Source organism: Paenibacillus sp. PAMC21692, assembly GCF_014303795.1.
Classification (GTDB): Bacteria; Bacillota; Bacilli; order Paenibacillales; family Paenibacillaceae; genus Pristimantibacillus; species Pristimantibacillus agaridevorans.
Window position 1 is genome coordinate 2,419,068 of sequence record NZ_CP060293.1, and the last position, 22,879, is coordinate 2,441,946.

At 54.1% G+C, this 22,879-nt stretch carries 22 protein-coding genes; 13 read left to right on the plus strand and 9 right to left on the minus strand.

Features of this window, described 5'->3' with window-relative positions:
* The first annotated feature begins 26 nt into the window (after window positions 1-26).
* From H7F31_RS09670 to H7F31_RS09685, 4 genes are all read left to right on the plus strand, one after another.
* The gene (locus tag H7F31_RS09670) at window positions 27-227 is read left to right on the plus strand and encodes a hypothetical protein (RefSeq protein ID WP_087572562.1); all 201 of its coding nucleotides are present in this window, start codon (window positions 27-29) and stop codon (window positions 225-227) included.
* Between the two features lie 155 nt (window positions 228-382).
* A complete protein-coding gene (locus H7F31_RS09675; RefSeq protein ID WP_261800492.1) occupies window positions 383-1,819 on the plus strand; it encodes a glycoside hydrolase family 26 protein in 1,437 nt (478 codons plus the stop codon).
* Window positions 1,820-1,882: 63 nt separating this feature from the next.
* Window positions 1,883-2,581 (plus strand): lipase family protein, encoded by a 699-nt coding sequence (locus H7F31_RS09680; RefSeq protein ID WP_087572564.1) that lies wholly within the window; start codon window positions 1,883-1,885, stop codon window positions 2,579-2,581.
* 56 nt (window positions 2,582-2,637) lie between these two features.
* A complete protein-coding gene (locus tag H7F31_RS09685; RefSeq protein ID WP_087572565.1) occupies window positions 2,638-3,285 on the plus strand; it encodes a PAQR family membrane homeostasis protein TrhA in 648 nt (215 codons plus the stop codon).
* A 21-nt stretch (window positions 3,286-3,306) separates the two neighbouring features.
* Here H7F31_RS09685 and H7F31_RS09690 read toward each other — a convergent pair whose 3' ends face one another.
* Window positions 3,307-4,128 (minus strand): lipase family protein, encoded by an 822-nt coding sequence (locus tag H7F31_RS09690; RefSeq protein WP_108995293.1) that lies wholly within the window; start codon window positions 4,126-4,128, stop codon window positions 3,307-3,309.
* A gap of 184 nt (window positions 4,129-4,312) precedes the next feature.
* Here H7F31_RS09690 and H7F31_RS09695 point away from each other — a divergent pair, with 184 nt between their 5' ends.
* Window positions 4,313-5,284 (plus strand): Gfo/Idh/MocA family protein, encoded by a 972-nt coding sequence (locus H7F31_RS09695; protein ID WP_187103977.1) that lies wholly within the window; start codon window positions 4,313-4,315, stop codon window positions 5,282-5,284.
* Window positions 5,285-5,333: 49 nt separating this feature from the next.
* Here H7F31_RS09695 and H7F31_RS09700 read toward each other — a convergent pair whose 3' ends face one another.
* Entirely contained in the window at window positions 5,334-6,530 is a 1,197-nt protein-coding gene (locus H7F31_RS09700; protein WP_187103978.1) for a magnesium transporter CorA family protein, read from the minus strand.
* 182 nt (window positions 6,531-6,712) lie between these two features.
* Between H7F31_RS09700 and H7F31_RS09705 the strand changes: the two genes are divergently transcribed.
* Entirely contained in the window at window positions 6,713-7,273 is a 561-nt protein-coding gene (locus tag H7F31_RS09705; RefSeq protein WP_108995296.1) for a general stress protein, read from the plus strand.
* 86 nt (window positions 7,274-7,359) lie between these two features.
* Here the strand turns inward: H7F31_RS09705 and H7F31_RS09710 are convergent, their stop codons facing one another.
* Together H7F31_RS09710 and H7F31_RS09715 are read right to left on the minus strand one after the other, a co-directional pair.
* Window positions 7,360-8,604, minus strand: coding sequence for an NAD(P)/FAD-dependent oxidoreductase (locus H7F31_RS09710; protein ID WP_187103979.1), 1,245 nt, complete (start codon window positions 8,602-8,604; stop codon window positions 7,360-7,362).
* 88 nt (window positions 8,605-8,692) lie between these two features.
* Window positions 8,693-9,565 (minus strand): AraC family transcriptional regulator, encoded by an 873-nt coding sequence (locus tag H7F31_RS09715; RefSeq protein ID WP_187103980.1) that lies wholly within the window; start codon window positions 9,563-9,565, stop codon window positions 8,693-8,695.
* Between the two features lie 229 nt (window positions 9,566-9,794).
* On the opposite strand from H7F31_RS09715, the gene H7F31_RS09720 reads away from it, so the two are divergent.
* The 4 genes from H7F31_RS09720 to H7F31_RS09735 all read left to right on the plus strand — a co-directional run bounded on the left by H7F31_RS09720 (window position 9,795) and on the right by H7F31_RS09735 (window position 14,308).
* Window positions 9,795-10,967 carry a galactokinase gene (locus tag H7F31_RS09720; RefSeq protein WP_187103981.1) on the plus strand — a complete coding sequence of 391 codons (1,173 nt, stop codon included), beginning with the start codon at window positions 9,795-9,797 and terminating at the stop codon, window positions 10,965-10,967.
* A 64-nt stretch (window positions 10,968-11,031) separates the two neighbouring features.
* Window positions 11,032-12,024, plus strand: a complete 993-nt coding sequence (galE, locus tag H7F31_RS09725; RefSeq protein WP_087572573.1) for a UDP-glucose 4-epimerase GalE — start codon at window positions 11,032-11,034, stop codon at window positions 12,022-12,024.
* Window positions 12,025-12,070: 46 nt separating this feature from the next.
* Window positions 12,071-13,666, plus strand: a complete 1,596-nt coding sequence (locus tag H7F31_RS09730) for a UDP-glucose--hexose-1-phosphate uridylyltransferase (protein WP_187103982.1) — start codon at window positions 12,071-12,073, stop codon at window positions 13,664-13,666.
* Window positions 13,667-13,852: 186 nt separating this feature from the next.
* Window positions 13,853-14,308: a hypothetical protein gene (locus H7F31_RS09735; protein ID WP_187103983.1), complete on the plus strand. Its 456-nt coding sequence runs from the start codon at window positions 13,853-13,855 to the stop codon at window positions 14,306-14,308.
* A gap of 166 nt (window positions 14,309-14,474) precedes the next feature.
* On the opposite strand, the gene H7F31_RS09740 is transcribed toward H7F31_RS09735, so the two are convergent.
* The 5 genes from H7F31_RS09740 to H7F31_RS09760 all read right to left on the minus strand — a co-directional run bounded on the left by H7F31_RS09740 (window position 14,475) and on the right by H7F31_RS09760 (window position 19,656).
* Window positions 14,475-15,260, minus strand: coding sequence for an IclR family transcriptional regulator (locus H7F31_RS09740; protein WP_187103984.1), 786 nt, complete (start codon window positions 15,258-15,260; stop codon window positions 14,475-14,477).
* A gap of 224 nt (window positions 15,261-15,484) precedes the next feature.
* Window positions 15,485-16,804: an aspartate aminotransferase family protein gene (locus tag H7F31_RS09745; RefSeq protein WP_261800366.1), complete on the minus strand. Its 1,320-nt coding sequence runs from the start codon at window positions 16,802-16,804 to the stop codon at window positions 15,485-15,487.
* Window positions 16,805-16,842: 38 nt separating this feature from the next.
* Entirely contained in the window at window positions 16,843-18,321 is a 1,479-nt protein-coding gene (locus H7F31_RS09750; RefSeq protein WP_261800367.1) for a M81 family metallopeptidase, read from the minus strand.
* Complete coding sequence (locus H7F31_RS09755) at window positions 18,318-18,713, minus strand: RidA family protein (protein WP_187103985.1); 396 nt, start codon at window positions 18,711-18,713, stop codon at window positions 18,318-18,320. Before H7F31_RS09755 ends, H7F31_RS09750 begins: the two co-directional genes overlap by 4 nt.
* 31 nt (window positions 18,714-18,744) lie before the next feature.
* The gene (locus tag H7F31_RS09760; protein WP_187103986.1) at window positions 18,745-19,656 is read right to left on the minus strand and encodes a fumarylacetoacetate hydrolase family protein; all 912 of its coding nucleotides are present in this window, start codon (window positions 19,654-19,656) and stop codon (window positions 18,745-18,747) included.
* Window positions 19,657-19,782: 126 nt separating this feature from the next.
* On the opposite strand from H7F31_RS09760, the gene H7F31_RS09765 reads away from it, so the two are divergent.
* The 3 genes from H7F31_RS09765 to H7F31_RS09775 are packed head-to-tail and all read left to right on the plus strand — an operon-like array spanning window position 19,783 to window position 22,867.
* Entirely contained in the window at window positions 19,783-20,544 is a 762-nt protein-coding gene (locus H7F31_RS09765) for an SDR family NAD(P)-dependent oxidoreductase (protein ID WP_187103987.1), read from the plus strand.
* 38 nt (window positions 20,545-20,582) lie between these two features.
* The gene (locus H7F31_RS09770) at window positions 20,583-21,758 is read left to right on the plus strand and encodes an N-acetylglucosamine-6-phosphate deacetylase (protein ID WP_187103988.1); all 1,176 of its coding nucleotides are present in this window, start codon (window positions 20,583-20,585) and stop codon (window positions 21,756-21,758) included.
* Window positions 21,759-21,772: 14 nt separating this feature from the next.
* Window positions 21,773-22,867 carry an alanine racemase gene (locus H7F31_RS09775; protein ID WP_187103989.1) on the plus strand — a complete coding sequence of 365 codons (1,095 nt, stop codon included), beginning with the start codon at window positions 21,773-21,775 and terminating at the stop codon, window positions 22,865-22,867.
* The last annotated feature ends 12 nt before the right edge of the window (window positions 22,868-22,879 follow it).

The following is a 22,879-nucleotide window of genomic DNA, read 5'->3' on the forward strand; positions in this document are numbered from 1 at the left end:
CGGGTTATAAAAGTGAGGTGAACCTTATGTCTGCGAACGAACAGAACGAAGCCGCAGAGCAGCCGAAGAAGCTGTCCCAAGCGGAGCGGGCGAAGCAATTGCTGGCCCAGAAGAAACAGGGACAATCAGGTCTGCCTGGCCAGAAAAATTACTCAACGGGCACTCAAGAGCTCAGAAGCCAAAATACGAAGAAGGTTAACAACCAGCGCAAGAAGATGGGTGTATAACCGAGCAAGAACGCCATGCCGGCTATCGGCGGCGTTCTTTTTTTGCGGGAATAATTAAGCGGGAATTGGCGAATGCTGTAGAAATTAGGCCGTTGTCCAGTCACGCGGGCGGTTCGGCACGAATAGAATATACGACAGGAGGATACTCGCTATTGATGTACCTGCGTATCGGTCAGCTTCTTCTCTTAAGCGCGGTGTTATTTCTATCGCCGTCACTTCCCGTCCCTAAATATGAAAGCGTATTAGCCGCTCCAGACGCAAACGACAGTCCAGAGAAGCAATGGACGCTTCGGTATACGCCGTCCGAGGATCGGGTAAGTCGCGCCAAGCTGGAGCCTGAAACCGGAGCCTATCTGGGCGCGTATGTTCTGCAAGACGACTTCATCGGACAAAGTATGGACCGCTTTAACGAATGCACGGGGAGGACTCATGCCAGCTTTTTCAAATACGTTGGTTATGGAAAACCCTTTCCCGTGCAATGGGTGCGGGACGTGGTGAAGGCGGGAGCATTCCCCCATATCGCATGGGAGCCGAACGAGGGTCTCGACAAGGTAAAGGACGAGGATTACTTGCGCCGATTCGCTCGTCAGGCAAAAGCTAGCGGTGTCCCGATTCTGCTGCGGTTCGCATCGGAGATGAACGGAAACTGGACGGCATACAGCGGCAACCCGGAGCTGTACAAGGAGAAGTGGAGACTCGTCCACGATGTGTTCGAACAAGAGGCGCCAAATACGGCGATGCTGTGGTCGGTGCTGGCGATGCCGGAGAAGCCGATGGCGGATTATTATCCTGGCGACGATTATGTCGATTGGGTTGGCGTCAACATTTACAGCGTCAGGTATCATAACGGCGACCGCAACTATGCTGCGCATCAGGAAGATCCGCTTGATCTGCTCAATGCGGTTTATAACCGATACAGCCGTACGAAGCCGATCGCCGTCTCCGAGTTCGGCGCCAGCCACTACAGCGCGACGGACGGCAAGACGGATGTCGCCTTTGCGGCCGCAAAGCTGAAGCGGTTCTATGGCTCTCTTGAGCAGCTATATCCGCGCGTGAAGGCGGTGTATTATTTTGACGTCAACAATACAACGGCCTTCAACCCCGCACGGAGGGTCAATGATTACAGCATTACAGGTCAGCAGGCGCTGCTGGACACATACAAGGAAGCGACGGCATCGGATTATTATGGAGCCCGGGCGGCTTCAGCGTCGGACATAGCGGTTAAGGGAAATCATGGGGATACGCGGCGGCGAAAGTCGTATACGTTCAGAGGCAAGTTATTCGAGTCTAATGGCGTGGTCTATGCGGATAAATCCTTCTTTATCGATTATTTGGGTCTCCGGCTGTCAAGATTGCCGCAAGGCAATAATGGGAGCGATGGCAAGGAGCGCGTAAGAATCGAACGCAAGAAGGGACACGAGACGATCGCGGTAACAACCGAGGTCATACGGCGATCGGTCGAGGCAGGCTACAACAATTCGCAAGGCGCGGCGATCAGGAGAAAGCTTCAAGCTATTGCCGTACTTGAGACGGTACGCGCTCTGGGCTACGAGGCTGCAGTGGTCGATACTGACATTCGAATTGAAGAATGAAACAAGGCGAGTCCCCGCATAATGAGGGTAAACCATCATCTTTGCTTATGGAGGGATTCGAATATGGCGGTCCAATCATCCCCGCTTCACGTTTATTTGTTGGCCGGCGTAAAAACAACAACTTGCGCGTTCAACGCGTGCAAGGAAAAGCTGGAGACGCAGTTGCGATCGGAGGGAGTCGATCCCGTGATCCGGGTGTTGTTCCCGTATGGGGATTGCAGCAGAAGCGTAATCAGACAAGTATTGGAGGTTCGCTCCGATCTGTCCAACCGAATGAAAGCGGGACGGATCGGCGGGCGCAACGTATGGGAGCAGCTTAAGGATTCCGTGAAGGACGAGGAAGGCAGATTCCTGCTTATTGGACATAGCGGGGGCGGCGCAGCCGCTTATCAGGCGGCCAAAATGCTGGAGGAGAACGGAATGATTCGTGATTTTCGCGTCGTACAGGTTGGATCGCCTCGTACGCCTATTCACCCCCGGCTGCAGGACAAGGTGAGTTACTTCCATTCCATCGACAGGGACGGGAAGCAGAACGATCCCATTACGCGCATCGGCACCTGGGGAGGGTGGATCCGCAAGGGCAGATCCGTGCCTCGCTGGAGCCGGTTCAAGTACGCGCCTGGTTATGTCGAAGGGATTCCCGTTATCGGAGGACACGCCGATTACTTCCGCAATTCCGAGCCGTTCGTCGATACGGAAGCCGTCTGCAACCTGGATAAGACGATCGGCCGGGTAGGCGCCTGGTTGAAAGGGTGGCTCTAATCCGATAGACTGGAGGTAGTGTTCGCACTTACTTGCTATCGGGAGTTGATTGAATTATGGCTAATACTCATACCTTCTCCAAGGGAGAAGAGATCGCGAACGCGGTCACGCATGGCATAGGCGCCTTGCTTAGCGTTGCGGCGCTTGTCCTGCTCATCGTCTTTTCGTCGATCAAGGGAACGCCTGCCCATGTCGTCAGCTTTACCATCTACGGCTCGGCCATGCTGCTTTTGTATTTGGCCTCGACGCTGGTGCACAGCTTTCCTCCGGGCAAGGCCAAAAAAGTATTCGAATCGCTGGATCATTCCTTCATTTATGTCTTCATCGCCGGCACTTACACGCCTATCCTGTTCCATATCGTACAAGGCGCATTAGGTTGGGCGCTTTTTGGGATCGTGTGGGGAGTTGCTATCGCGGGAGCGGCATTCAAGGCATTTTTCGCCTCCAAATTTCTGGTTACATCGACGATTCTGTATATCGCAATGGGATGGATAATTGTGTTCGCCTGGAAGCCGCTCGTGACGCATCTTGCGCCGGGAGGATTGCAATTGCTAATAGCGGGAGGCCTGTTATATACGGTCGGAACGGTGTTCTACGTATGGCGAAGCTTTCCGTACCATCACGCCGTATGGCATCTGTTCGTGCTTGGCGGCTCCATCGTCCATTTTTTTGCCATTATCTTATATGTGCTGCCAGCCGACTGACGAGTCGGTCTTTTTTTTTGCTTACATCTCCCCCGTATCCGGGCACCAGCCAGGAGGCTCCGCGCACATCGCGGCGGCAACGACCGGCTGCTCCTTAGCCAGATCCTCGAAGTAGCTGTCCAGAATATGATTGCCCGACACGGACCCCATCCTGAACGATCGGGGCACCTCGCCTTTGACGTGAAGATAAAAGTAGGTTTGTTTCGTGCGGGGCGACTGGTAAACAAGAGGCGGCAGATGGGGGACGATGTCATGTTCGTTCTGGAAGCGCCAGTGTGTCGGAACACAATAATTGTAGGTCTGCACGAACCTGGGATCTCCTACGCGGGGAGCTCCGAACGTATAAACGACAGGAGAACGGAATGGCGTATTGCGGGCGATATCCAGCGCAGCAAGCGTAGCAAGCGCTCCGCCAAGACTGTGGCCTGTAATAAACAGAGGGAGGTCTTGCGGCAGCAGGCCCGCCAATTCGAACACCCTGTCGCGGGCCGACATATAGATATCCGTAAAGCCCTTATGAGTCTGTCCGGCATTGCGGACAGGGCGATAGGGCGTTTGCTGCGCGATGAAATCCGATACCCAATCAACGGCGGAGCCGGTCCCTCGAAATGCGAGAATGGCGCATTGCTCCGACTGAAGGACGAATCCGAATCGTTCTGGCCGGCTCTCGTAAGCGCTTGCCCAAATATCTCCCACGAGAGAATAGCTGCGGGGCACAAGGAACAAGCCGTCTTCCTTGTTATTGAATTGTACATAAGTTTGACCGCAAATGCCGGCCAGGAACATAGCTGCTTCCAGATCGGGCTTGGGGCTGTTTAAGTATGGGACATTGCCTTCGTTCATGGGTCATCCCTCCGCTTCGCCTCGTTCAGTGTGGCTCTCATCCAACATAGTATGTAGGCGAATGCGGATAGGTACCAAGGCGCCGCAACAAATGGACGCGGGCCAGCAGTGTCGCTTATAATGGTCTCAACCAAGGCGGGAGCCGCCGCGGCTAAGGAGTCCTGAGAAGAAGGGGAGAGGATACATGACATTGCAGATCGGAATTATCGGAACGGGTTGGTTCGGCCGCATGCATGCAGAGAAGCTTGCAAAGCTGGAGGGCGTCAACGTTGCGGCATTTGCGGCGACATCGCAGCAGAAGGCCGACGAGGCAGCGGGCAAATTTCATGATACAAAAGGTTTTGCGGAGGTATCGGATATGCTGGATGCGCGCAAGCTGGATGCGGTATACATATGCGTGCCGCCATTCGCTCATGGCGACATTGAGCAACAGTTGATCGAGCGCGGAATTCCTTTCCTGGTGGAGAAGCCGATCGGAGTCGACGAAGAAGTGCCAGGCTCGATATTGCAAGGCATAAAGGACAAGTCGCTTATTACGTCCGTCGGCTATCATTTCCGTTATATGGATGGCACGGCCCGAGCCAAAGAGCTGCTTGCGGAGCGTACTATCGGCATGGCTCTTGGTTATTGGATGGGAGGCATGCCTGGCGTCTACTGGTGGCGTTCCATGGAAGGTTCCGGCGGCCAGTTCGTCGAGCAGACGACGCATATCGTCGATCTTCTTCGTTATACGGCGGGGGAAGTTAAGGAAGTGTATGCAGCGTATGGCGATCGAATCGTGGCCGGTACAGAAGAGGGAGTAACCGTTCCGGATGTCGGCACGGTAACCTTAAAGCTGGCGTCTGGAGCCGTAGCAACGATCAGCAATACATGCGCGATTCCTGCAGGAGGTCATAACGGTCTGCACCTCTATACCAATACAGGGGTGATGGAGATCGGCGGCAATGGGTTCATCGATAAGACATCCGGTCAAGTGACCGAATATCAGAATCGCAGCAATCCTTATGAGTCCGAGAATGACGCGTTCCTCCATGCCGTACGGACAGGCGATACATCCCGCATTCTCTCGACCTACGAAGATGCCTGGTTAACGCATCGCGTTACTATGGCAGCCAATCGGTCCGCACGTACCGGACTGCCGGTCGTTATCGAATAGATCGACAAAAAAATCCCGGAGGCTCCGTTCCTGTATACCGCACATGGTATCAGGTCCGACTTCTCCGGGATTTCTGTCCCAGCGCGCCGTCATGGGGATTGCCCGGCGGCTTTTTGCGTTTGCGTCCGTGAGTGGCGGAGCGGCTGCGTTCGCTGCCGTGCTCTTCTTCCGACTCCATCAGCCGCGGTTTCTCGCGTTTCTTAACGAGCAGATCGCCGGTCCAGCCTTTGTGCCAAAGCCACCAATAGATGCCGATCGTAATGACGGCCGTACAACTCATCGTGAGGGGGAAGCCCCAATGCTGCATGCTCCATGGCAGCCATTCGAAGTTCATTCCCCATATGGCGCCAATAACCGTTGCAGGCAAGAAAAGCACCGTGAAGATCGTCAGCGTCTTCATAATATCATTGCCGCGGAAGCTGGAGATGGCATCGTCCATGGAGATTAGCGTATCGATCTCCAGCGCGTAATGTTTAAGCAGCGTTTCGATTCGCTCCAGCTTATGCGAGATCCGCTTGAACCCGTCCGTCTCCATCAGATCCTCGTCGAAAGCCTCCTTGGCCGCCGCGTGTACTTCCCTGATGGGAATAAAGAGGTGGCTCCAGTGAAGCAGGTCGTATCTGCGGTCAAAAATAACGTCGAGCAAGTCCGTACGGTTCCGATGCCTCATCGTCTGCTCGAGCTCGCCGAGCCTTCGCTCGAAACCGTCCAGTCCGTTGTGGAACGTCCCCAGCAATATGCTGATCATGATGAAAAAGGCTTCCGGAGCGAGCTCGCACTCGCCATATTTGGTGATGTGAGATTCATGCTGCAATCTCAGGGGAAGCCGCATGTCCTCATAGATGGATACGAGACGATGGCGTGAAACCCAGAAGTGAAACGGCCCGATATCCGAGGCATCATCCGAAATTTGAATCATAAGCGTCCCGCAAAGTACGGTTCCTGAATCTTCGGAATTGTAAACCAGAATATGATTCGTTTTTCTTGATTCGCTATGGTCGATCCACTGCGCGCATTCCGGGAACCGTCTCTTGAATTCGGACAGTTCTTGCCGGGGAGAAGGGTCCGTGCCATCCGTATTCGATGAAGATGAATTGCCGAGGGGGCGCAAGCGTTCCGGTGCGCGAGCTGGCAAGGATGTGTTCTTCCGGCTCGGAAGCGGTTGCTTGGGCTGCATCGCATCGGCGGATTGCTGCAGCACATGCCACTCCCAGCCGGAAGGAAACGTGAGCAATTGACGGATCATCGGCATCTCTCCCCTCTATCATTTCATACCATTTACATCTTTCTCCGATACTGACATCGCTACCTTTCATCATAACCCGAACCTGCCCCAATAGACAACTGTTCCCATTTGATTGAGGGCGTGGCGGTTGGGGCATACCATCCATATAGGAAAAACCAATACAGACACACGGAGGGGCAGACATGGCGAAAAAAATCGCGATATTCGAAACTCAGCAGCAGGTTATCGACGTCGTAACGCAATTGGAGAATTCCGGCTTCAAACCCGGAGATATGAAGATAATGGCCAAGGACAGCGAACATTCAAGACGAATCGAAGCGGAGACGGACGTACATGCCGACGAAATGCGCGATCTGGAAAAAACGCGTCAAGATATTGCAACGCACACAGATACGGTTGGAACTATGTATGCCAGCGGGTTCGGTATCGCGCCTGCCGCCATGGCTTACGGCTATACGGGCTTCGGAGGCGGGACGGCATCCGGCACAGGCATCCCTTTTGCCTTGTCCGGCGCATTCACCGGTAATGAACATGAGCGCGCATTCCTTGCCTTAGGACTTGATCACAAGGAATCCGAGATGGTCTCCCGCGAGGTGGAAAGAGGCGCATATGCCTTGATCGTGGAGACAACGGAAAGCAAGACGCTGTTTGACAAGGATGGCGGCCCGGATCTGTCGACTCTGGGCATCGCGGAAGCCGTTTTTCGTAGATGCAACGCCTCCTTTATCGTGGATGGCAGTTAGAATCATACTCTTGATCGGAAAGCCGACTGCAGCGTGTTTACGGGCTGAGCCGGCTTTCTCGCCGTATGCCAAGAGCCCGTAGATAGTCATCTCGGCGTTCCTTCGCGTAATGTCGCCCGTGACAAACCGATAATATCCTTAAGCGGATTGGAATCCGCCTCTCCTTGGATGAGCTCACGAATCAACTTGGCGCCAAGAAGGCTGTATACAGTCCCGTTGCCGCCGTAACCAAGTGTGTAATAAACGCCTGGCCATTCGGGATCCTCGCCTACAAAGGGCAAATTATCCTCCGATTCACCGAATGTGGCGTTCCAATCGTAAGCGATGGCAAGCGGCAAATCGGGAAATAGCGCTTTCGCCTTCTCCAGCAGCTTCTCGCTATGTTCTTTCCGGCGCTGTACGCTCTGCAACGGGTTCCGGTCTTCTTCGTCAAGTCCTCCGATGATGAGCCGATTATCCCCAGTCGTACGCATATACAGGTATGGTCTTGCCGTCTCCCAGATCATGTAACGCTCGTGCCACTGGCTTAGATCGGGAACGGGTTCCGTCACGATAACGAACGAACGGCCAATATCCGGTTTGATCAACTGTCCGCGAAGCTCTTCGGGCTCATAGCCTATGGCGTAGATCACGTGGTTTGCATCGATATAATGGCCGTTGCCGGTATGCAGACGGTGTCGTCCGTCTCCCAAGGTATCATGCCTGACGATGTCCGTCTGTTCACGGATTCGCAGTCCTCTGTCGACGGCTTGTGCCGCGAGCAGCGTTACGAACCGCAAGGGATTAACCTCCGCATCCCCTCCCGTCACGATGGCTCCCGGTTTGCGGAACGGGAAATGGGCAGCGATGTCGTCCGCCGTCCAATAGCTCGCATGGAGTCCGCAAGACGATAATGCCTCGTATTCTTGCTTCAGCTTGGGCAGATCTTGCTCTGTCGAAGCGTAATACAGGCTGCTGCGCCGCCTGAAGCCGGCATCCTCCGGAAGCGATGCGGCAATGTCGGCGAGTTTGTCGATCGCGCGGCTGCACGCGGCATAGAATGTCTCCGCGGGTTCTCGTCCAATCTGCGTAATCAGGTCGGAGAGCATAACGTCGTTGCAATATTGCAATAAGCCTGTATTGGCCGACGTGCTCTCGCCTGCGACGATTTCCCGCTCCGCCAGAATAACGTCGATCCCGGATGACACCAGCTCCCATGCGCATGTAATGCCCGACATTCCGCCGCCTATCACGACAACTTGTGCGGTTTCGCACTCTGTCAGCGGGGGATAGCTTGGCGGGTTGTGCAAGGTACTTGGCCAATATAAGCTGCCGGTGTGTAATTCGCTCATGGGCAATCACCTCCTGAGGTAGTATACCCACGGCGAGCGATTCCGAAAACGCTGAACCGATAGATTACAGCTTGCTCCCAATGAGCAGCTAGCTTCCCTCCAGCATCAGCCTGCGGTAGGCGGTCGGCGATTGGCCGAATTGCTTGCGGAATTGCTTGGAGAAATACAAGGCGTCCTGGAGACCGACGGAAGCCGATATTTGTTCCACCGTCAGCTCAGGGCGCTCGCGGAGCATAAGCTTCGCCTTGTCCAGACGAAGCTTTAGCAGGAACGAGACGGGCGACATTCCCGCCCTCCGCTTAAACGCGCGCGACAAGTAAGCGCGGTTGTAGCCGAGCGCCTCGGACATCTGCTCGATGGATACCGGATGGGAGTATTGGGTGTTTAGATAATGGATGACTTGCTGATGAATGTCATCGTTCTCCTGACGTTTCAAATGCGCTTGATGGTCTTTGTCCGCTCTCTGATCCTGATACAGGGCCATAAGCAGATGAAGCCAGCCGGCTGCCTGGACGGAGGCGGAGGATCGGGCGCCTCGGAATGTCAGATAGATGCTTCGATACAACAGAGCAGCCTTCCGTTTGTCCTGCAAGGCCGTAACGGATTCTCCGTCCGGGAAGCCGGCTTCCCGGACGAGACCGTTTGCCCTTGCGCCTGAGAACGCGATCCAGCGATATCGCCACGGCTCGCGGGGATCCGACTCATAGCTGACCAGCTCCTCCGGCCGGATCAGAAACGTGTCGCCGGCGGACAGCTCGCGCCGGACGCCGCCCAAGGTAAATGCCCCTTTGCCGGAGAGAATCAGGTGCATCAGATAGAAGTCATATACCTTGGGACCGAGCCGATGACCGGGCTTCGTCTGGCTTTCGCCGGCGAACAAAACATGAAGCAAGGAAGCGGCTTCGTCGAAAGCCGGCGTCGGACTGGGATTAGAGGCGACAGTATATGTTTCGGTAGTCATATTTGCACACCTGCCTTATAGTCTTTTAGTTTAGACCGAACTATTTGAACTCGCATTTTTACCGCAGCAGTACCTGCAGGATTCATCATAGCATGTTCGAAATGGGGAGTTAAAGTCACATAAATCCATATGATCGACATTTTGCGCCATTTCGTTTTTGATTGCAATCCACTATACTGAGGCTAAAGCAGGCAACAACCAAACTTATACCAAAGGATCGTGATCGCACATGGCTAATCTTGCAGCTTTGACTGACACATTCATTGAACAATACGGCGGAAGCGCCGAAGGCATCGCGGTATTCCACGCGCCGGGCCGCGTTAATCTGATCGGCGAGCATACCGACTACAACGGGGGGTACGTGTTCCCGGCAGCATTGACGTTCGGCACGACGCTGCTTATTCGCAAGCGCGAAGACAACAAGCTGGGGCTGGCTACGACGAATTTCCCTTCGTCGGGGACCTTCTCTGTCGAAGGCGTCGAATACGACAAGGCGGACGATTGGATGAACTATCCGAAGGGCATCGTGAACGAGCTGTTGCAGCAAGGAGTAACTTTCGGCAGCGGATACGATATTCTCTATCATGGCGAAATTCCGAACGGCTCGGGCTTGTCTTCCTCGGCTTCCATCGAAGTTGTCACGGCATATGCTCTCCTGTCGATGGAGAACCTGCCGACCGATACGGTAAAGATCGCGTTGCTCTCCCAAAAGTCGGAGAACGAATTCAATGGCGTCAAATCCGGCATCATGGATCAATTCGCGGTTGCGAACGGCAAGAAGGATCACGCGATCCTGCTCATGTGCGACACGCTGGAATACGATCTGGTGCCCTTTCAATCCGGCAGCTACAAGCTGGTCATCGGCAACACGAACAAACGCCGCGGACTGGTAGATTCCAAATACAACGAGCGCCGCGCGCAATGCGAGCAAGCCGTGTCGGACCTCCGCTCCGCGCATCCCAAGCTGGAGCTGCTGGGACAGCTTAGCCTGGAGCAGTTCAACGCTTCCAAGTCGCTGATCAAGGATGATCTCATCCGCAGCCGCGCCGAACACGTCATGGAAGAGATCGACCGGGTCCTGAGATCGATGGACGCGCTTAAGAGCAATGACCTGGCCGCGTTCGGCCAATTGATGAACGAATCGCATGACTCGCTGCGAGATCTATACGAAGTAACCGGCGCAGAGCTCGACGCGATGGTAGACGCGGCGCGCGGCGTAGATGGCGTGCTGGGCTCCAGAATGACGGGCGCGGGCTTCGGAGGCTGTACGGTGTCCCTCGTACACGAGGACAGCATCGAGCGCTTCCAGGAGGAAGTTGGGCGAAAGTATACGGAAGCGACGGGACTGACGGCGGACTTCTATGTCTGCAGCATCGGCAACGGCGTCGAACGCCTTCAATAGGGAACATGAATACGAACTTATAGTAACGGGCCAATGGAACGAATAACGAGAAAGAAGGGATACTATGGCAGTATTGGTAACCGGAGGAGCGGGATATATCGGCTCTCACGCCGTTGCGGCGCTCCAGGAACGCGGGGAAGACATCGTTGTCGTGGATAATCTGCAGCAAGGCCACAAGGGAGCGCTGCTCGGCGGCAAGCTCTACGTCGGCGATCTGAGAGACGCGGACTTCCTGGACACGGTGTTTAAAGAGAACGAGATCGACGCCGTCATCCACTTCGCGGCGAACTCTCTTGTCGGCGAAAGCATGAAGTTGCCAGGCAAGTATTACCATAATAACGTGTACGGAACGTTGTGTCTGCTTGAGAAGATGAACGAATACGGCGTCAAGCGCATCGTATTCTCGTCGACGGCCGCGACCTATGGAGAACCGGAGAGCGTGCCGATCGACGAATACGATCGTACGCTTCCGACAAACGCTTATGGCGAAACGAAGCTGGCGATGGAGAAAATGATGAAGTGGTTCGACGTCGCGCATGACATCAAATATATCTCGCTCCGCTACTTCAATGCCGCCGGCGCTCATGACAGCGGCCGAATCGGCGAGGATCACCACCCGGAGACGCATCTGGTGCCGATCGTGCTGGAAGCCGCGCTGGGCAAACGTCCGCACATCTCCGTATTCGGCGACGACTACGCGACGGAGGACGGCACATGCGTGCGCGACTACATTCATGTCAGCGACCTGGCCGACGCCCACTTGCTGGCCGTAGACCGGCTGCGCGGCGGAGCGGACAGCGCCGTCTACAACCTCGGCAATGGGCAAGGCTTCTCGGTCAAGCAAGTGATCGAGATTGCCCGCTCCGTGACGGGCAAAGAGATCAACGCCGTTATCGAGCCAAGGCGCGCGGGAGATCCTGCCGTGCTGGTCGCTTCCTCGGACCGGGCTCGCAAGGAGCTGGGCTGGAATCCGACCCGCAGCAATCTCGAAAACATTATCGGCAGCGCCTGGAGCTGGCATCAGTCCAATCCCGAGGGCTACGACGACAAGAAATAGACCCGGCCCCAAGATAAGCCGGAGGAGCGAGAGGAGCTGCAGTAGCATGACGTTGCAACAAACGGCCGCGCCTGCCAGAGAAGAGGCGTTATCTAACATCGAGAAGCTGCTGGCGTTCGCGCTCGTTAAAGGAATGCTGGAGCGGGAGGATCTTGCCTACGCGCGCAACGCGCTGCTGGATCTGTTCCGGTTCACCGAGCCGGCGGAAGCGACGGGCGGCGATCAAGGCGAGCCGGCGGAAAGTCCGGTAGAGCTGCTGGAGCCGCTGCTCGACTATGGTGTCGCGATCGGTCTTGTCCCGGACAATACGCTCACTCAGCGGGATCTGCTCGACGCCCGGATCATGGGTTTGTTGATGCCAAGACCGTCGGAGACGACGTCGGCCTTTCGCGCGAGGGCAAGCCAGGAAGGCATCGCTACCGCTACGGACGCCTTCTACGCGTTGAACATCGACAGCAACTATATTCGAATGGACCGCATTCGGAAAAATCAATATTGGCTGCACAGAACGCCATATGGCGAGCTGGAGATGACGATCAACCTGTCGAAGCCGGAGAAGGACCCCAAGGAGATCGCGCTGCTCAAGACGCTGCCGCAAGCCCATTATCCAAAGTGCCTTCTATGTGCCGAGAATGTCGGTTATGCGGGACGCCCGGATCACCCGGCAAGACAGAATCTTCGGATCATACCCATGACGTTGCAGAACGAGGCATGGTTCTTCCAATATTCGCCCTACGTGTATTACAACGAACACAGCATCGTATTTAAAGGCGAGCACGAACCGATGGCCGTTACCCATTCTTCGTTCGCGCGGCTGCTGGACTTCGTCGAGCAATTCCCGCATTACTTCATCGGATCTAACGCCGATCTGCCGATCGTGGGCGGTTCTATCTTAAGCCATGACCATTTCCAGGCGGGACGTCATGTCTTCCCGATGGAAGCAGCGCCGATCGAGGCCAGGTATGCAGACGGCTCGGACAATGGAGTGACATACGGCATCGTGCAATGGCCGATGTCCGTGCTTCGCCTGCAAGGCTCCTCCAAGGCGGCCGTGCATGCGGCGGGCTGCCGTATTCTGGATCTGTGGAAAGGCTACAGCGACCCGTCGGCGGAAGTGCTTGCGTTCTCGGAAGCAGCGGACGGCATCCGTATTCCGCATAACACCATTACACCGATCGCTCGGCTCAAGGACAACGGCGACTACGAGCTTGATCTGGTGTTGCGCAATAACCGTACGAGCGAAGAGCATCCGGGGGGCATCTTCCACCCGCACAGCCATCTCCACCATATCAAGAAAGAAAATATCGGCTTGATCGAAGTAATGGGACTGGCCGTCCTTCCGGGACGTCTGAAGGAGGAGCTGGAAGCAATCGCAAGCCTGCTTACCCCCGAGGCGGCCGAAAAAGCCTCCGATTTGCAGAGTTCCGGACACAAGCTGGCTCATCACGCGGAATGGGCGGATCGTCTCGTACAGAAATACGGCAGCATGCTGTCGCAGAAAGAAGCTAACGACATCGTCCGTTCGGAGACGGGCGACAAATTCCTCGACGTGCTTAAGGACGCGGGCGTCTTCAAGCGAACGGATGAGGGGGCCAAGGCGTTCCGGACCTTCCTCGAAGCATCCGGGCTGAAATCGCAATAACGCAGATGTGCCATAAGATATAAACAATAGCCTTCCTTGTCGAATGTTGTAATAACATTTACGGGAAGGTTTATTGTTGTGTTAAACAAGACTTTATGGTATTTTTTATATAATAAATATTTTTTATTGTAATAATATTAGATATGCTTATGATGTGCTAATGAATATTAATATTGGAGGTCCAACATGGCTGAGAAGATGTTGCCACTTGACGAATTTCTGGAATTAACGACGGATGAACAGGTTGAAAAGCTAAAGCGCTGGAAGATGGACTACACGCTTAAAGATATCCGGGAGGCTTGGAATTTCAAGCATTCCGCCCAATATTACATGCTGCTCAAGAAGCTTCGCATCTACGAGCGGGTCGTAAACAAATCCGACAAGTTCTACCCTGCCCAAGAACAGCTCATGAACAGACAGAACCAGGAAGGCGAGCTTGGCTGGAGATCCCAGTCGGCGGCAAAGCTGCCATCGGACAGCTTCGATTACCATCTTAATACGACGCTCAGCGGAGCCGAGCTTGCGGACAAGCTTGAGCGCCTGGCACACTTCCTGAAGGGCGAGCGCAAAAATATCACGATCAAGCTGTCCATTGGCGGAGCGGCAGAGCCCGAGTCGACGGAAGAAGTAACCGAAGAATAAGAGGACTGCGGTTCGGCAATAAGTCTCCAAAATAAAAAGGTTGGACAAGAAAACGTAAGTTTTCCGTCCAACCTTTTTGTGTACCTGCTTTGCAGGAATGCAGCGAGCCCGGGAAATAGCAAGGAAGAATTCGGATGAATTGGAGTTAAACAACAAAAGATCGTATCTATGCTTCAAACCCGAGCTTTTGGGAAGCGATCAAAGCCGCGTCGCGAACATGCTGCGAGATTTCGGGGAGCATCTCTTGCTTGAATCTGTGCATGGCGCCGGAGACGCTGATCGCGCCGATCGGACGGCCATACATATCGAACACCGGCGCCGCGACGCAGCGAGCTCCTTCGACGATTTCTTCGTCGTCCAGCGCATAACCTTGCTTGCGAGTAAGCTCAAGTTCCGACAACAATTGCTCCACTGTACCAATCGTATTGGGAGTAATAACCGGCAGGCCCCATGTGTCGACCAGTTCACGCACCGACGCCTCCGGGATATGAGCGGCAATTGCTTTTCCCATCGCTGTGGCGTGAAAGGGCGAGCGGGAACCGATCGTATCGGTCATTCTTAGCGCGTGCGTGCTTTCAACGATTTCGATGTACAGCACCTGATTATCCACCAAGACGCCCAAATTGACGGTATCGCCATATAGCTCGGACAATGTCTTCATTTCCGCCAATGCGGCAGTGCGGAGCGTGTTTCGTTCGAGTAGATTTCGGGTCAGCATGAGCTGCTTGTAGCCAAGGCAATATTTGCCGTCCTCATCGCTGCGGCTGATGAATCCCCGATTTTCCAAGGTAAGAATAATGCGGAAGGTGGACGATTTGGGCTGCTCGAGAAGATTGGTAATCTCGATCAGGCTAAGCGAACCGTGCTCCGAGAGCAGTTCCAGCAAATCAAGCGCCTTATCTATCGATTGAATCGTATACCGCTCATTTTTAACCTCAATTTCTTTACTCAACTGATACTACCTCCGTTTGCCGCCATAAGTGCGTGTTCAAAAAGTTCGGTTCTCAGTACCGAGAAGATGGAAGGCAACTAGAAACTGAGGAGCGGAGCGTAGCAGAGCTACGTGAGCACCGGAAGGTTCGGTTGCGTTCCATATTCGATGTCGAGTAAGCTTCTGGGCATACTTCGTAATGGGAATCGGACTTTTTGAACGACCTCTATAAGCTTATGATCCTGTCAAAGCGCCAGCTTGGCCAAAGCGCGATCCGCCGCTTGTATAGTATTTTCGATATCCGCTTCGGTATGAACGGTAGAAATATACCATAATCCGCTGGGGCGCACAAGTACGCCTTCCTCCAGCATCAGCTCGGCAAATCGGCTGTATTTGGCGGCATCGCGCTTATTGAAGGTGTCGAAGTCTTCGACCTGCTTCTCCTCCGTAAACATGAAGTGGAAGACGGGTCCCGCCTGGTTGATAAGTCCTTGGACGCCATGTTTATTCAATAGCTCGCGAAGGCCGGCTACTAATCTGTTGAACAATTTCTCCATACGCGGAAAGCTGCTTCCGTTATCCTTGCCAAGCTCGTGAAGAACGGCGAGAGCTGCGGATGTGGCGGCAAAATTTCCGTTCAACGTGCCCAGATGGCCTACGGTGCCTTTTTCGATCAACGCCATAATGTCGGCTTTGCCGGCAACGCCGCTAATTGCGAAACCGCCTCCCAGCGCCTTGCCTATCGTTACCAGGTCCGGTTTCAAGCCCAGTTTGCCGTGAGCCCCGCCAAGGCCCAGCCTGAATCCGGTAATGACCTCATCCATAATCATAACGATGCCACTTTGCTCCGTCAGCTTGCGTATACGTTCCAAATAACCGGCTTTCGGCCCAATACAACCGTTATTGCACATTATAGGTTCCGTAATAACCGCAGCGATGCTGTCCTTTTCCTTGGCAATCAACGCTTCGAAAGCTTCGATGTCGTTCCAAGGCAGCATAATAATGTCCTGCAGGCTGTTCTCGCTCTGACCTCCTGTTCCGGGAGGAGCGGAAGCCATAAAACTTTGGGCTGCGGAGGATTGCTTCATATCCGGGCTCAAGAAGGAAGTGAATATCGCATCGGACCAGCCGTGGAAATGACCATGGAACCGGACGACTTTCGTTCTGCCGGTATATGCTCTGGACAATCGAAGCGCCAGCATGACGGCTTCGGTGCCCGAGCCGCTTAGCGCGACTTTGTCGGCGCACGGAAGCAACTCGGTAAGCAGCTTCGCCAGATTAATCTCGCCATCATGCTGCAATCCGTAAGTGAATCCGCGCTTCGTTGCTTCATTCATCGCCTCTGCCATCGCGGGATGGGCATGACCAAGGATGAGCGGACCGTAAGCAAGCAAGTAATCGATATACTCATTGCCGTCAACGTCGCGTACTCGGGAACCGCTTCCCGACTCCGCGAATAGCGGCGTCGGCTTCATAGAAGCGCGAAGTGTCGAGGCTACGCCTCCCGCCAAATATTTTTGGGATTCGAGCAGCATTTGTTTGGATTTCTCTACATTTAATGACAACAGGATTCCTCCCTTTAATTATAGTTTTGAACAACCTTTTATATAAACCTTGGTTGGGGCTCGGGATCGAATGGATATATCGGCTTGGATACGCGCTCATAGTGAAAATGCTCGAGATTGGCGCTGCAGCAGCCTGGAGTATCAACGTAAATGACAGATTTGGCGAATGCACCGAATGCGGTTTGCCAAGCGATTGCGGATTTGACTACGATTATTTTGAAGTCGTCCGGCCAAAGTCCGGCATAGCGAATATGGCCCAGATCCCATGGCGCCACGCGTTTCTCCGTTATGACAATCGTTAGTTGTCCGCACTCGACAACCGCTGTTCTGCCCATGAAAGCAAGCTGTCCGGTCATATACGCGCCGACGTGGCGATATTGGCCGTCGAACAGCAAGCGGATCTTCCCGGTTACTTCGACGGGTTCGCCATGCAGCGGATTGCTCTTGCCTCCGACCGGACCTTGGAAGATCGAGCCGACGCCGAGCTCGAATGCGAGGCTTGACGCTTGTTCGTCCCTAATTACGATTAATGCCCTCTCCTGGATACCGACCAATTGTCGGAGAGTATGAGTGGCGTCCGCAGGCGCTCCGCCGCCGACATTATCCGAGCCTTCCACAAGAATGACGGGGCCTGACGCTTCTGCAAGCGCGGCTGCGATTGCTTCGTCGGGGGACAGGTGGTCAAGGCCGAAGCTTTCCTTCAAATCGATGGTTAGCCGAACCAGTTCGGCCGCATAACGATCCGCCAGTTGTTGATCGTTGTCGGCGGTTACGATAAAGGACATCCCCGCATCGGGAACATCGCTGTATGGAAACCCTCCCGCGACGGTTACGTTCAAAATTTGCGGATCCGATTCTATTTCGAAGGCGCGGTCCATTATTGTTTTCATACTTCCGGTTTCGGTCATCATCGCTTGCGGAACGACGAGCATGCCCGTGTGGCCATAGGATCGGGTTGGCTTGATTTCTTGCCGTATATATCGAACAAGCAGATCGAACGCTTCTTCCGCCCTTTCGTGCATATCGACATGAGGATAAGTATCGTAGCCGACAATGACATCGGCAAGCCGAACCATATCTTTGCTCACATTGCCGTGAAGATCTATGGTCATGGCGATCGGCAGCCTGTCGCCTAGCTTCGCCCTCAGCCGTCTGAGGCATTCGCCCTCCAGATCGTCGTACTGCTCGGACGCCATCGCTCCGTGCATAATGAGCACGAGGCCGGATATATCGCCGTCAATGGAATCGACGACATTATCGATCAGAACGTCGGCTGCCGCCGCTTCCACCATGCCGCTTGGCGTAGCTGCGGTATATAAGCCGGGTGTCAGCTGGACGCCATGCCGCCTGGCCGCATCGATAACGCCGCCCATTGAAGTGCGTGTGCCGCCATAGCGGAGGAGATAGGCGTCAAGTCCATTGACGCTCTCGCTCTTGAAATGCTCAAGCCCGGTCATTCCGGGAGCAAATGTATTGGTTTCATGGAGAATTCCGGCAACCGCAATTCGCAGGGTCATTCGGCTTCCCCTCGGACCGAGCGGACGTAGGCGATCACATCGATCTCGACCAAATAATCGCCAATGCCGCTTTGCACCGAGGTGCGCGCCGGGAACGGCCGATTCATTATTTTCTCATACGTTTGGTTGTAACCGGGAAAATCTTCCAGATGCGATACGATTGCGTTTGTTTTCACGACATGATCGAGCGTTAAGTTTGCAGCCTTCAATATCGTTTCGATATTGCGCAAGCATTGCTCCGTTTGTTCTTCAATCGTATGGCCGACTACCTGGCGCGTCTTTGGATCGACGCCAACCTGGCCTGAGACGTATACGAAATCGCCGGCGCGCAGCGCTTGCGAGAACGGAAGGGGAAATTCGGGTGCGTCGCTTGTATGAATTTGTTGGGACATCGTGCATCTCTCCTTAAGTTTTGGAATACTTCTACAGCCTTGCTTCCGCTACCATGCGGTTGGTCAGCTTGCCTAACTTCTCGATTTCAACGGTAACGATATCGCCGTCCTTCAGCCATACTTGCTTTTCTTCGGGGTATCCGAGCACTACGCCTTCCGGGGTTCCGGTCAAAATGATGTCTCCCGGCGCGAGCGTCATATATTGCGAAATATAGCTGACAATCTCGTCGCAATGGAAAATCATATCGGCGGTATTGGAGTTTTGTCTGATCTCACCGTTGACGGTGCAGCGGATTTCCAGATCATTCGGATTTCCAGTCTCATCGGCGGTGACCAAATAAGGGCCAAGCGGACTGAAGCCGTCGCACGACTTGCCAGTCAGCCATTGCGATGTACGAAGCTGCAGATCGCGGGCGGATAAGTCATTGACGCAAGCATAACCGAATACGTAATCAAGCGCGCTGTCTTTGTCCACATACTTGGCTTCCTTGCCGATGACGATAACAAGCTCCGCTTCGTAGTCCACTTTCGAGGAGACCTTGGGCAGAGCGACATCATATCCATGACCGGTCAGCGTGTTGTTGAATTTGTTAAACAGAATCGGGAATTGCGGAATAGGCGCATTGGTTTCTTCGGCGTGCTTGCGGTAGTTTAGTCCGACGCAAATGATTTTGTTAGGATGCGTTACACAAGGTCCCAGCGTGAGCTCCGTCTCGTTCAGGAACAGAGTGGAACGCTCGGAAGCTTCTAGCGCTTGATCGACAAGCTTACGCAGCTTGGCAATCGAGTCATCGCCGCCTGTAATCGCTTCCATGACGGTGGCGGGGATGTTGGCGTCCTGCCGGCCGAACGCGCCGATTGCTTGCGAGACGTCCAGCACTCCTTGCGGTGTGGCGATTCCTAGCTTCTGCTGGCCATCTTGATTAAAAGTTAGCAGTTTCATATTAACCTCCCATTTGGCATAAAAACATTTGTTTTGCTATTTTGAAACCAAGGTTTTATAATCAAAACATATCACACCCGTTTCGGGTTGTAAATCCTATTTGTTTCAACTTATCAGGAGGGGCTCATGCGACTATTAAATCAACATGCTCTCGTGACAGGCGGATCCAGCGGCATTGGCCAGGCTATTGCGTACAGATTTGCGCGCGAGGGCGCAAGGGTGACAGTGTCAGGGAATGAACGTAAGGCATTGGATGAAACGGTGCAGTCCATTTTCGATTTCGGAGGCAAGGCGACAGCCGTATTGGCCGATGTTCGGAGCAAGGCGGATGTTGAGCGGATGGCAGCGGAGGCTGTTGCGGCTTTCGGACCGATCGATACGCTGGTCAATAGTGCCGGAGTTTGCAAGCCCGCGCCTTTCCTTGATATTGAGGAAGCGGATTGGGATTTGCACATCGACGTTAACTTGAAAGGGACGTTTCTGTGCGCGCAGGCCGTCGCTCGGGAAATGATAAAGCAAGGCAAAGGTTCGATTATTCATATATCCAGCGTTAACGGCTTGGCCGCTGAAGGGGATCAAGTGCATTATAACGCTTCGAAAGCCGGAATCAATTCGCTTACAATGTCGATGGCGCTGGAGTTGGCGCCGCATGGCATCAGGGTGAACGGAATTTGTCCGGGATTTATACATACTCGGCTGACCCAGCCCCTAATCGATAATCCGCAGGCGATCGAGCCTTATTTGAGAACGATTCCATTGGGCAGGATAGGGAATCCCGAGGAAATAGCCGCGGCTGCGTTGTACCTTGCTTCGGACGATTCCTCCTATATGACGGGGCATTCGATGGTTGTTGACGGAGGCCAGTTTATAAAGCTGTCTTCCGTTTGAAAATTGATTATATCCATGGCTTGGGGGGAAGAGCGAGGATGAAAGTAATCGTTAACGCAAAAGTTGTTACACCGCGCGGCTTGATTGACGAGGGAGTCGTTTGGTTCGATCAAGGACGAATTGTCGCTTGCGGCGAGGCACGCGATCTGACGCCGTCTGCGGATGCGGAGCTGATTGATGCCGAAGGGCTGTATGTAGCTCCGGGGTTTGTCGACATTCATTGTCATGGCGGCGGCGGCCATTGGTCCTTCGAGAATCCTGCCGCGTTTGCCCGCTTTCATTTGAATTATGGTACGACGTCCATTTTGCCAACCTTCTCGTATAATGAATCGGAGAAGCAGATAGCGGAGGGGCTGCGCAGGATACTGCAAGCGCAGTTGGATACAAAAGCTTACGGCCGCTCTATAGCGGGGATTCATATGGAAGGGCCTTATATTAATCCTAAGTACGGGGCGATTACATCCCCGATTCGTCCGGTGAATCCGACGGAGTACCGGGAGATTCTCAAAATGGCGGGCGAGCAAATCAAAGTATGGACGCTGGCACCCGAGCTGGAGGGGCAGAGGCAATTTATGGAGGAGGCCTCGCGCTATGGCATCACATTTTCGGTCGGCCATTCGGAGGCAGCTGCGGAGACGGTGCTGGACTGTGTGCCGTACGGACTTCGCATCGGCTGCCATTGCACAAATGCAAGCGGCACCACGCCGTCGCCCTCCCGCTATGCCGGAACGAGGGAGGTAGGTGTTGACGAAGCGGTTCTGCTCAGCGACGAGATATATGCCGAGGTTATTCCCGACAGCGAAGGCCGTCACGTTCGCCCGCTAATGCTCAAGTTTATCCTGAAGGTCAAAGGGGCGGATAAAGTTATCATTATTACGGATGCGATGGACGGAACTGGCGTAAATGACGCTATTGTCGATGTCAATCTTATCGAAAAAACCGAATTTTCCCCAGCCCAAGCAGAGGACTATATGCTGGGCGGCAGTTTGCTTACGATGGATCGCGCCGTATATAACATGAAGCGTCACACGGGCGTCGGCATGGCTGATCTGTTCAAGATGGCGTCTCTGAACCCCGCGAAGGTTATTGGAATCGATCATGAAGCGGGGAGCTTGGAGACGGGGAAGCGGGCCAATTTGATTTTTGTAACCGAAGACATTCAAGTCCGCAAAGTGTTCCTCGACGGCGAAATGGTTCATGTCCACAATCAGTGAGGAGTGACAAGGATATGCGAATTGAGCAAATGGAGACGCCGGCGGTGGCGATTGATCTTGATATTCTGGATGCCAATCTAAAGCGAACGGCGGAGCTTGCCGCCAAAGCGGGGGTAAATCTGCGTCCGCATATTAAAACGCATAAAAGCGTGTGGATTGCCCGGAAACAAATCGAATACGGAGCTGTAGGCATTACGGTAGCCAAGCTTGGGGAAGCGGAAGTGATGGCTGATGGCGGAATCGACGATATCCTGATCGCCTTTCCTTTGGTTGGCGCAGGCAAGCTGAAGCGTTTGGCCGCACTGATTGAGCGTGGCATCCGTGTAACGGTTAGCGTAGACAGCGTGGAGGCTGCAAGGGGAATATCGGATGTCGGCGTCGCTGCGGGCATAAAAATTCCGCTCTATCTCGATATCAATACGGGGCTAAATCGTTGCGGATTGGAGCCCGGGCTGCCTTCGGCCGAGCTCGCGATTCAAATTAGCGCTCTGCCTGGCGTTGAAGTAAAAGGGTTGATGACGCACGCAGGCCATTCTTATGGCTGCGGGGATGCAGAGGGAGCGGAAAAAGTTGCATTTGCCGAGGCGGAAGCCTTAATCGCCACTCAGCAAATACTCCGGGAGAGAGGGCTGGAGGTGCCCGAGATTAGCGTGGGGTCGACTCCGACCTCGAAGTTTGTCAAGCAGCTATCGGGTGTTACCGAAATGCGTCCGGGCGCTTATGTTTTTGGCGATGGCTCGCAGTTGTTTCCCGGTCTGATCGACGAATCGGAGTGCGCTATGCGCATTCACGCCACGGTCGTAAGCACGCCTCGTCCCGGAACCGTCATTGTGGACGCAGGCTCCAAGACATTGACCAGCGATGTTAGCGTCCATCGCAAAGGTTATGGTTATTTGCCTGATTATCCCGAAATATTCGTCGAGAGACTCAGTGAAGAGCACGGCATACTGGCAGTACCGGACGATTGCTCGCTGCGAATCGGCGATGTCGTATCGATTATTCCAAATCACTGCTGTACGGTGGTTAATTTGCGTGATGAATTGATTGGAGTGCGGGGCGGAAAGCTGGAGCGTATGTTGAAGGTGGACGCGCGCGGCATGAATACGTAGGGGGATGCTGGC

Bases quoted from the DNA above. Each gene is read 5' to 3' on its own strand.
- H7F31_RS09705 (WP_108995296.1), top strand. From the start codon at position 6,713: ATGGCGAAAAAAATCGCGATATTCGAAACTCAGCAGCAGGTTATCGAC.
- H7F31_RS09730 (WP_187103982.1), top strand. From the start codon at position 12,071: ATGACGTTGCAACAAACGGCCGCGCCTGCCAGAGAAGAGGCGTTATCT.
- H7F31_RS09675 (WP_261800492.1), top strand. From the start codon at position 383: ATGTACCTGCGTATCGGTCAGCTTCTTCTCTTAAGCGCGGTGTTATTT.
- H7F31_RS09750 (WP_261800367.1), bottom strand. From the start codon at position 18,321: ATGACCCTGCGAATTGCGGTTGCCGGAATTCTCCATGAAACCAATACA.
- H7F31_RS09695 (WP_187103977.1), top strand. From the start codon at position 4,313: ATGACATTGCAGATCGGAATTATCGGAACGGGTTGGTTCGGCCGCATG.
- H7F31_RS09775 (WP_187103989.1), top strand. From the start codon at position 21,773: ATGCGAATTGAGCAAATGGAGACGCCGGCGGTGGCGATTGATCTTGAT.
- H7F31_RS09680 (WP_087572564.1), top strand. From the start codon at position 1,883: ATGGCGGTCCAATCATCCCCGCTTCACGTTTATTTGTTGGCCGGCGTA.
- H7F31_RS09765 (WP_187103987.1), top strand. From the start codon at position 19,783: ATGCGACTATTAAATCAACATGCTCTCGTGACAGGCGGATCCAGCGGC.
- H7F31_RS09715 (WP_187103980.1), bottom strand. From the start codon at position 9,565: ATGACTACCGAAACATATACTGTCGCCTCTAATCCCAGTCCGACGCCG.
- H7F31_RS09720 (WP_187103981.1), top strand. From the start codon at position 9,795: ATGGCTAATCTTGCAGCTTTGACTGACACATTCATTGAACAATACGGC.
- H7F31_RS09760 (WP_187103986.1), bottom strand. From the start codon at position 19,656: ATGAAACTGCTAACTTTTAATCAAGATGGCCAGCAGAAGCTAGGAATC.
- H7F31_RS09685 (WP_087572565.1), top strand. From the start codon at position 2,638: ATGGCTAATACTCATACCTTCTCCAAGGGAGAAGAGATCGCGAACGCG.
- H7F31_RS09755 (WP_187103985.1), bottom strand. From the start codon at position 18,713: ATGTCCCAACAAATTCATACAAGCGACGCACCCGAATTTCCCCTTCCG.
- H7F31_RS09690 (WP_108995293.1), bottom strand. From the start codon at position 4,128: ATGAACGAAGGCAATGTCCCATACTTAAACAGCCCCAAGCCCGATCTG.
- H7F31_RS09710 (WP_187103979.1), bottom strand. From the start codon at position 8,604: ATGAGCGAATTACACACCGGCAGCTTATATTGGCCAAGTACCTTGCAC.
- H7F31_RS09735 (WP_187103983.1), top strand. From the start codon at position 13,853: ATGGCTGAGAAGATGTTGCCACTTGACGAATTTCTGGAATTAACGACG.
- H7F31_RS09670 (WP_087572562.1), top strand. From the start codon at position 27: ATGTCTGCGAACGAACAGAACGAAGCCGCAGAGCAGCCGAAGAAGCTG.
- H7F31_RS09700 (WP_187103978.1), bottom strand. From the start codon at position 6,530: ATGATCCGTCAATTGCTCACGTTTCCTTCCGGCTGGGAGTGGCATGTG.
- H7F31_RS09770 (WP_187103988.1), top strand. From the start codon at position 20,583: ATGAAAGTAATCGTTAACGCAAAAGTTGTTACACCGCGCGGCTTGATT.
- galE (WP_087572573.1), top strand. From the start codon at position 11,032: ATGGCAGTATTGGTAACCGGAGGAGCGGGATATATCGGCTCTCACGCC.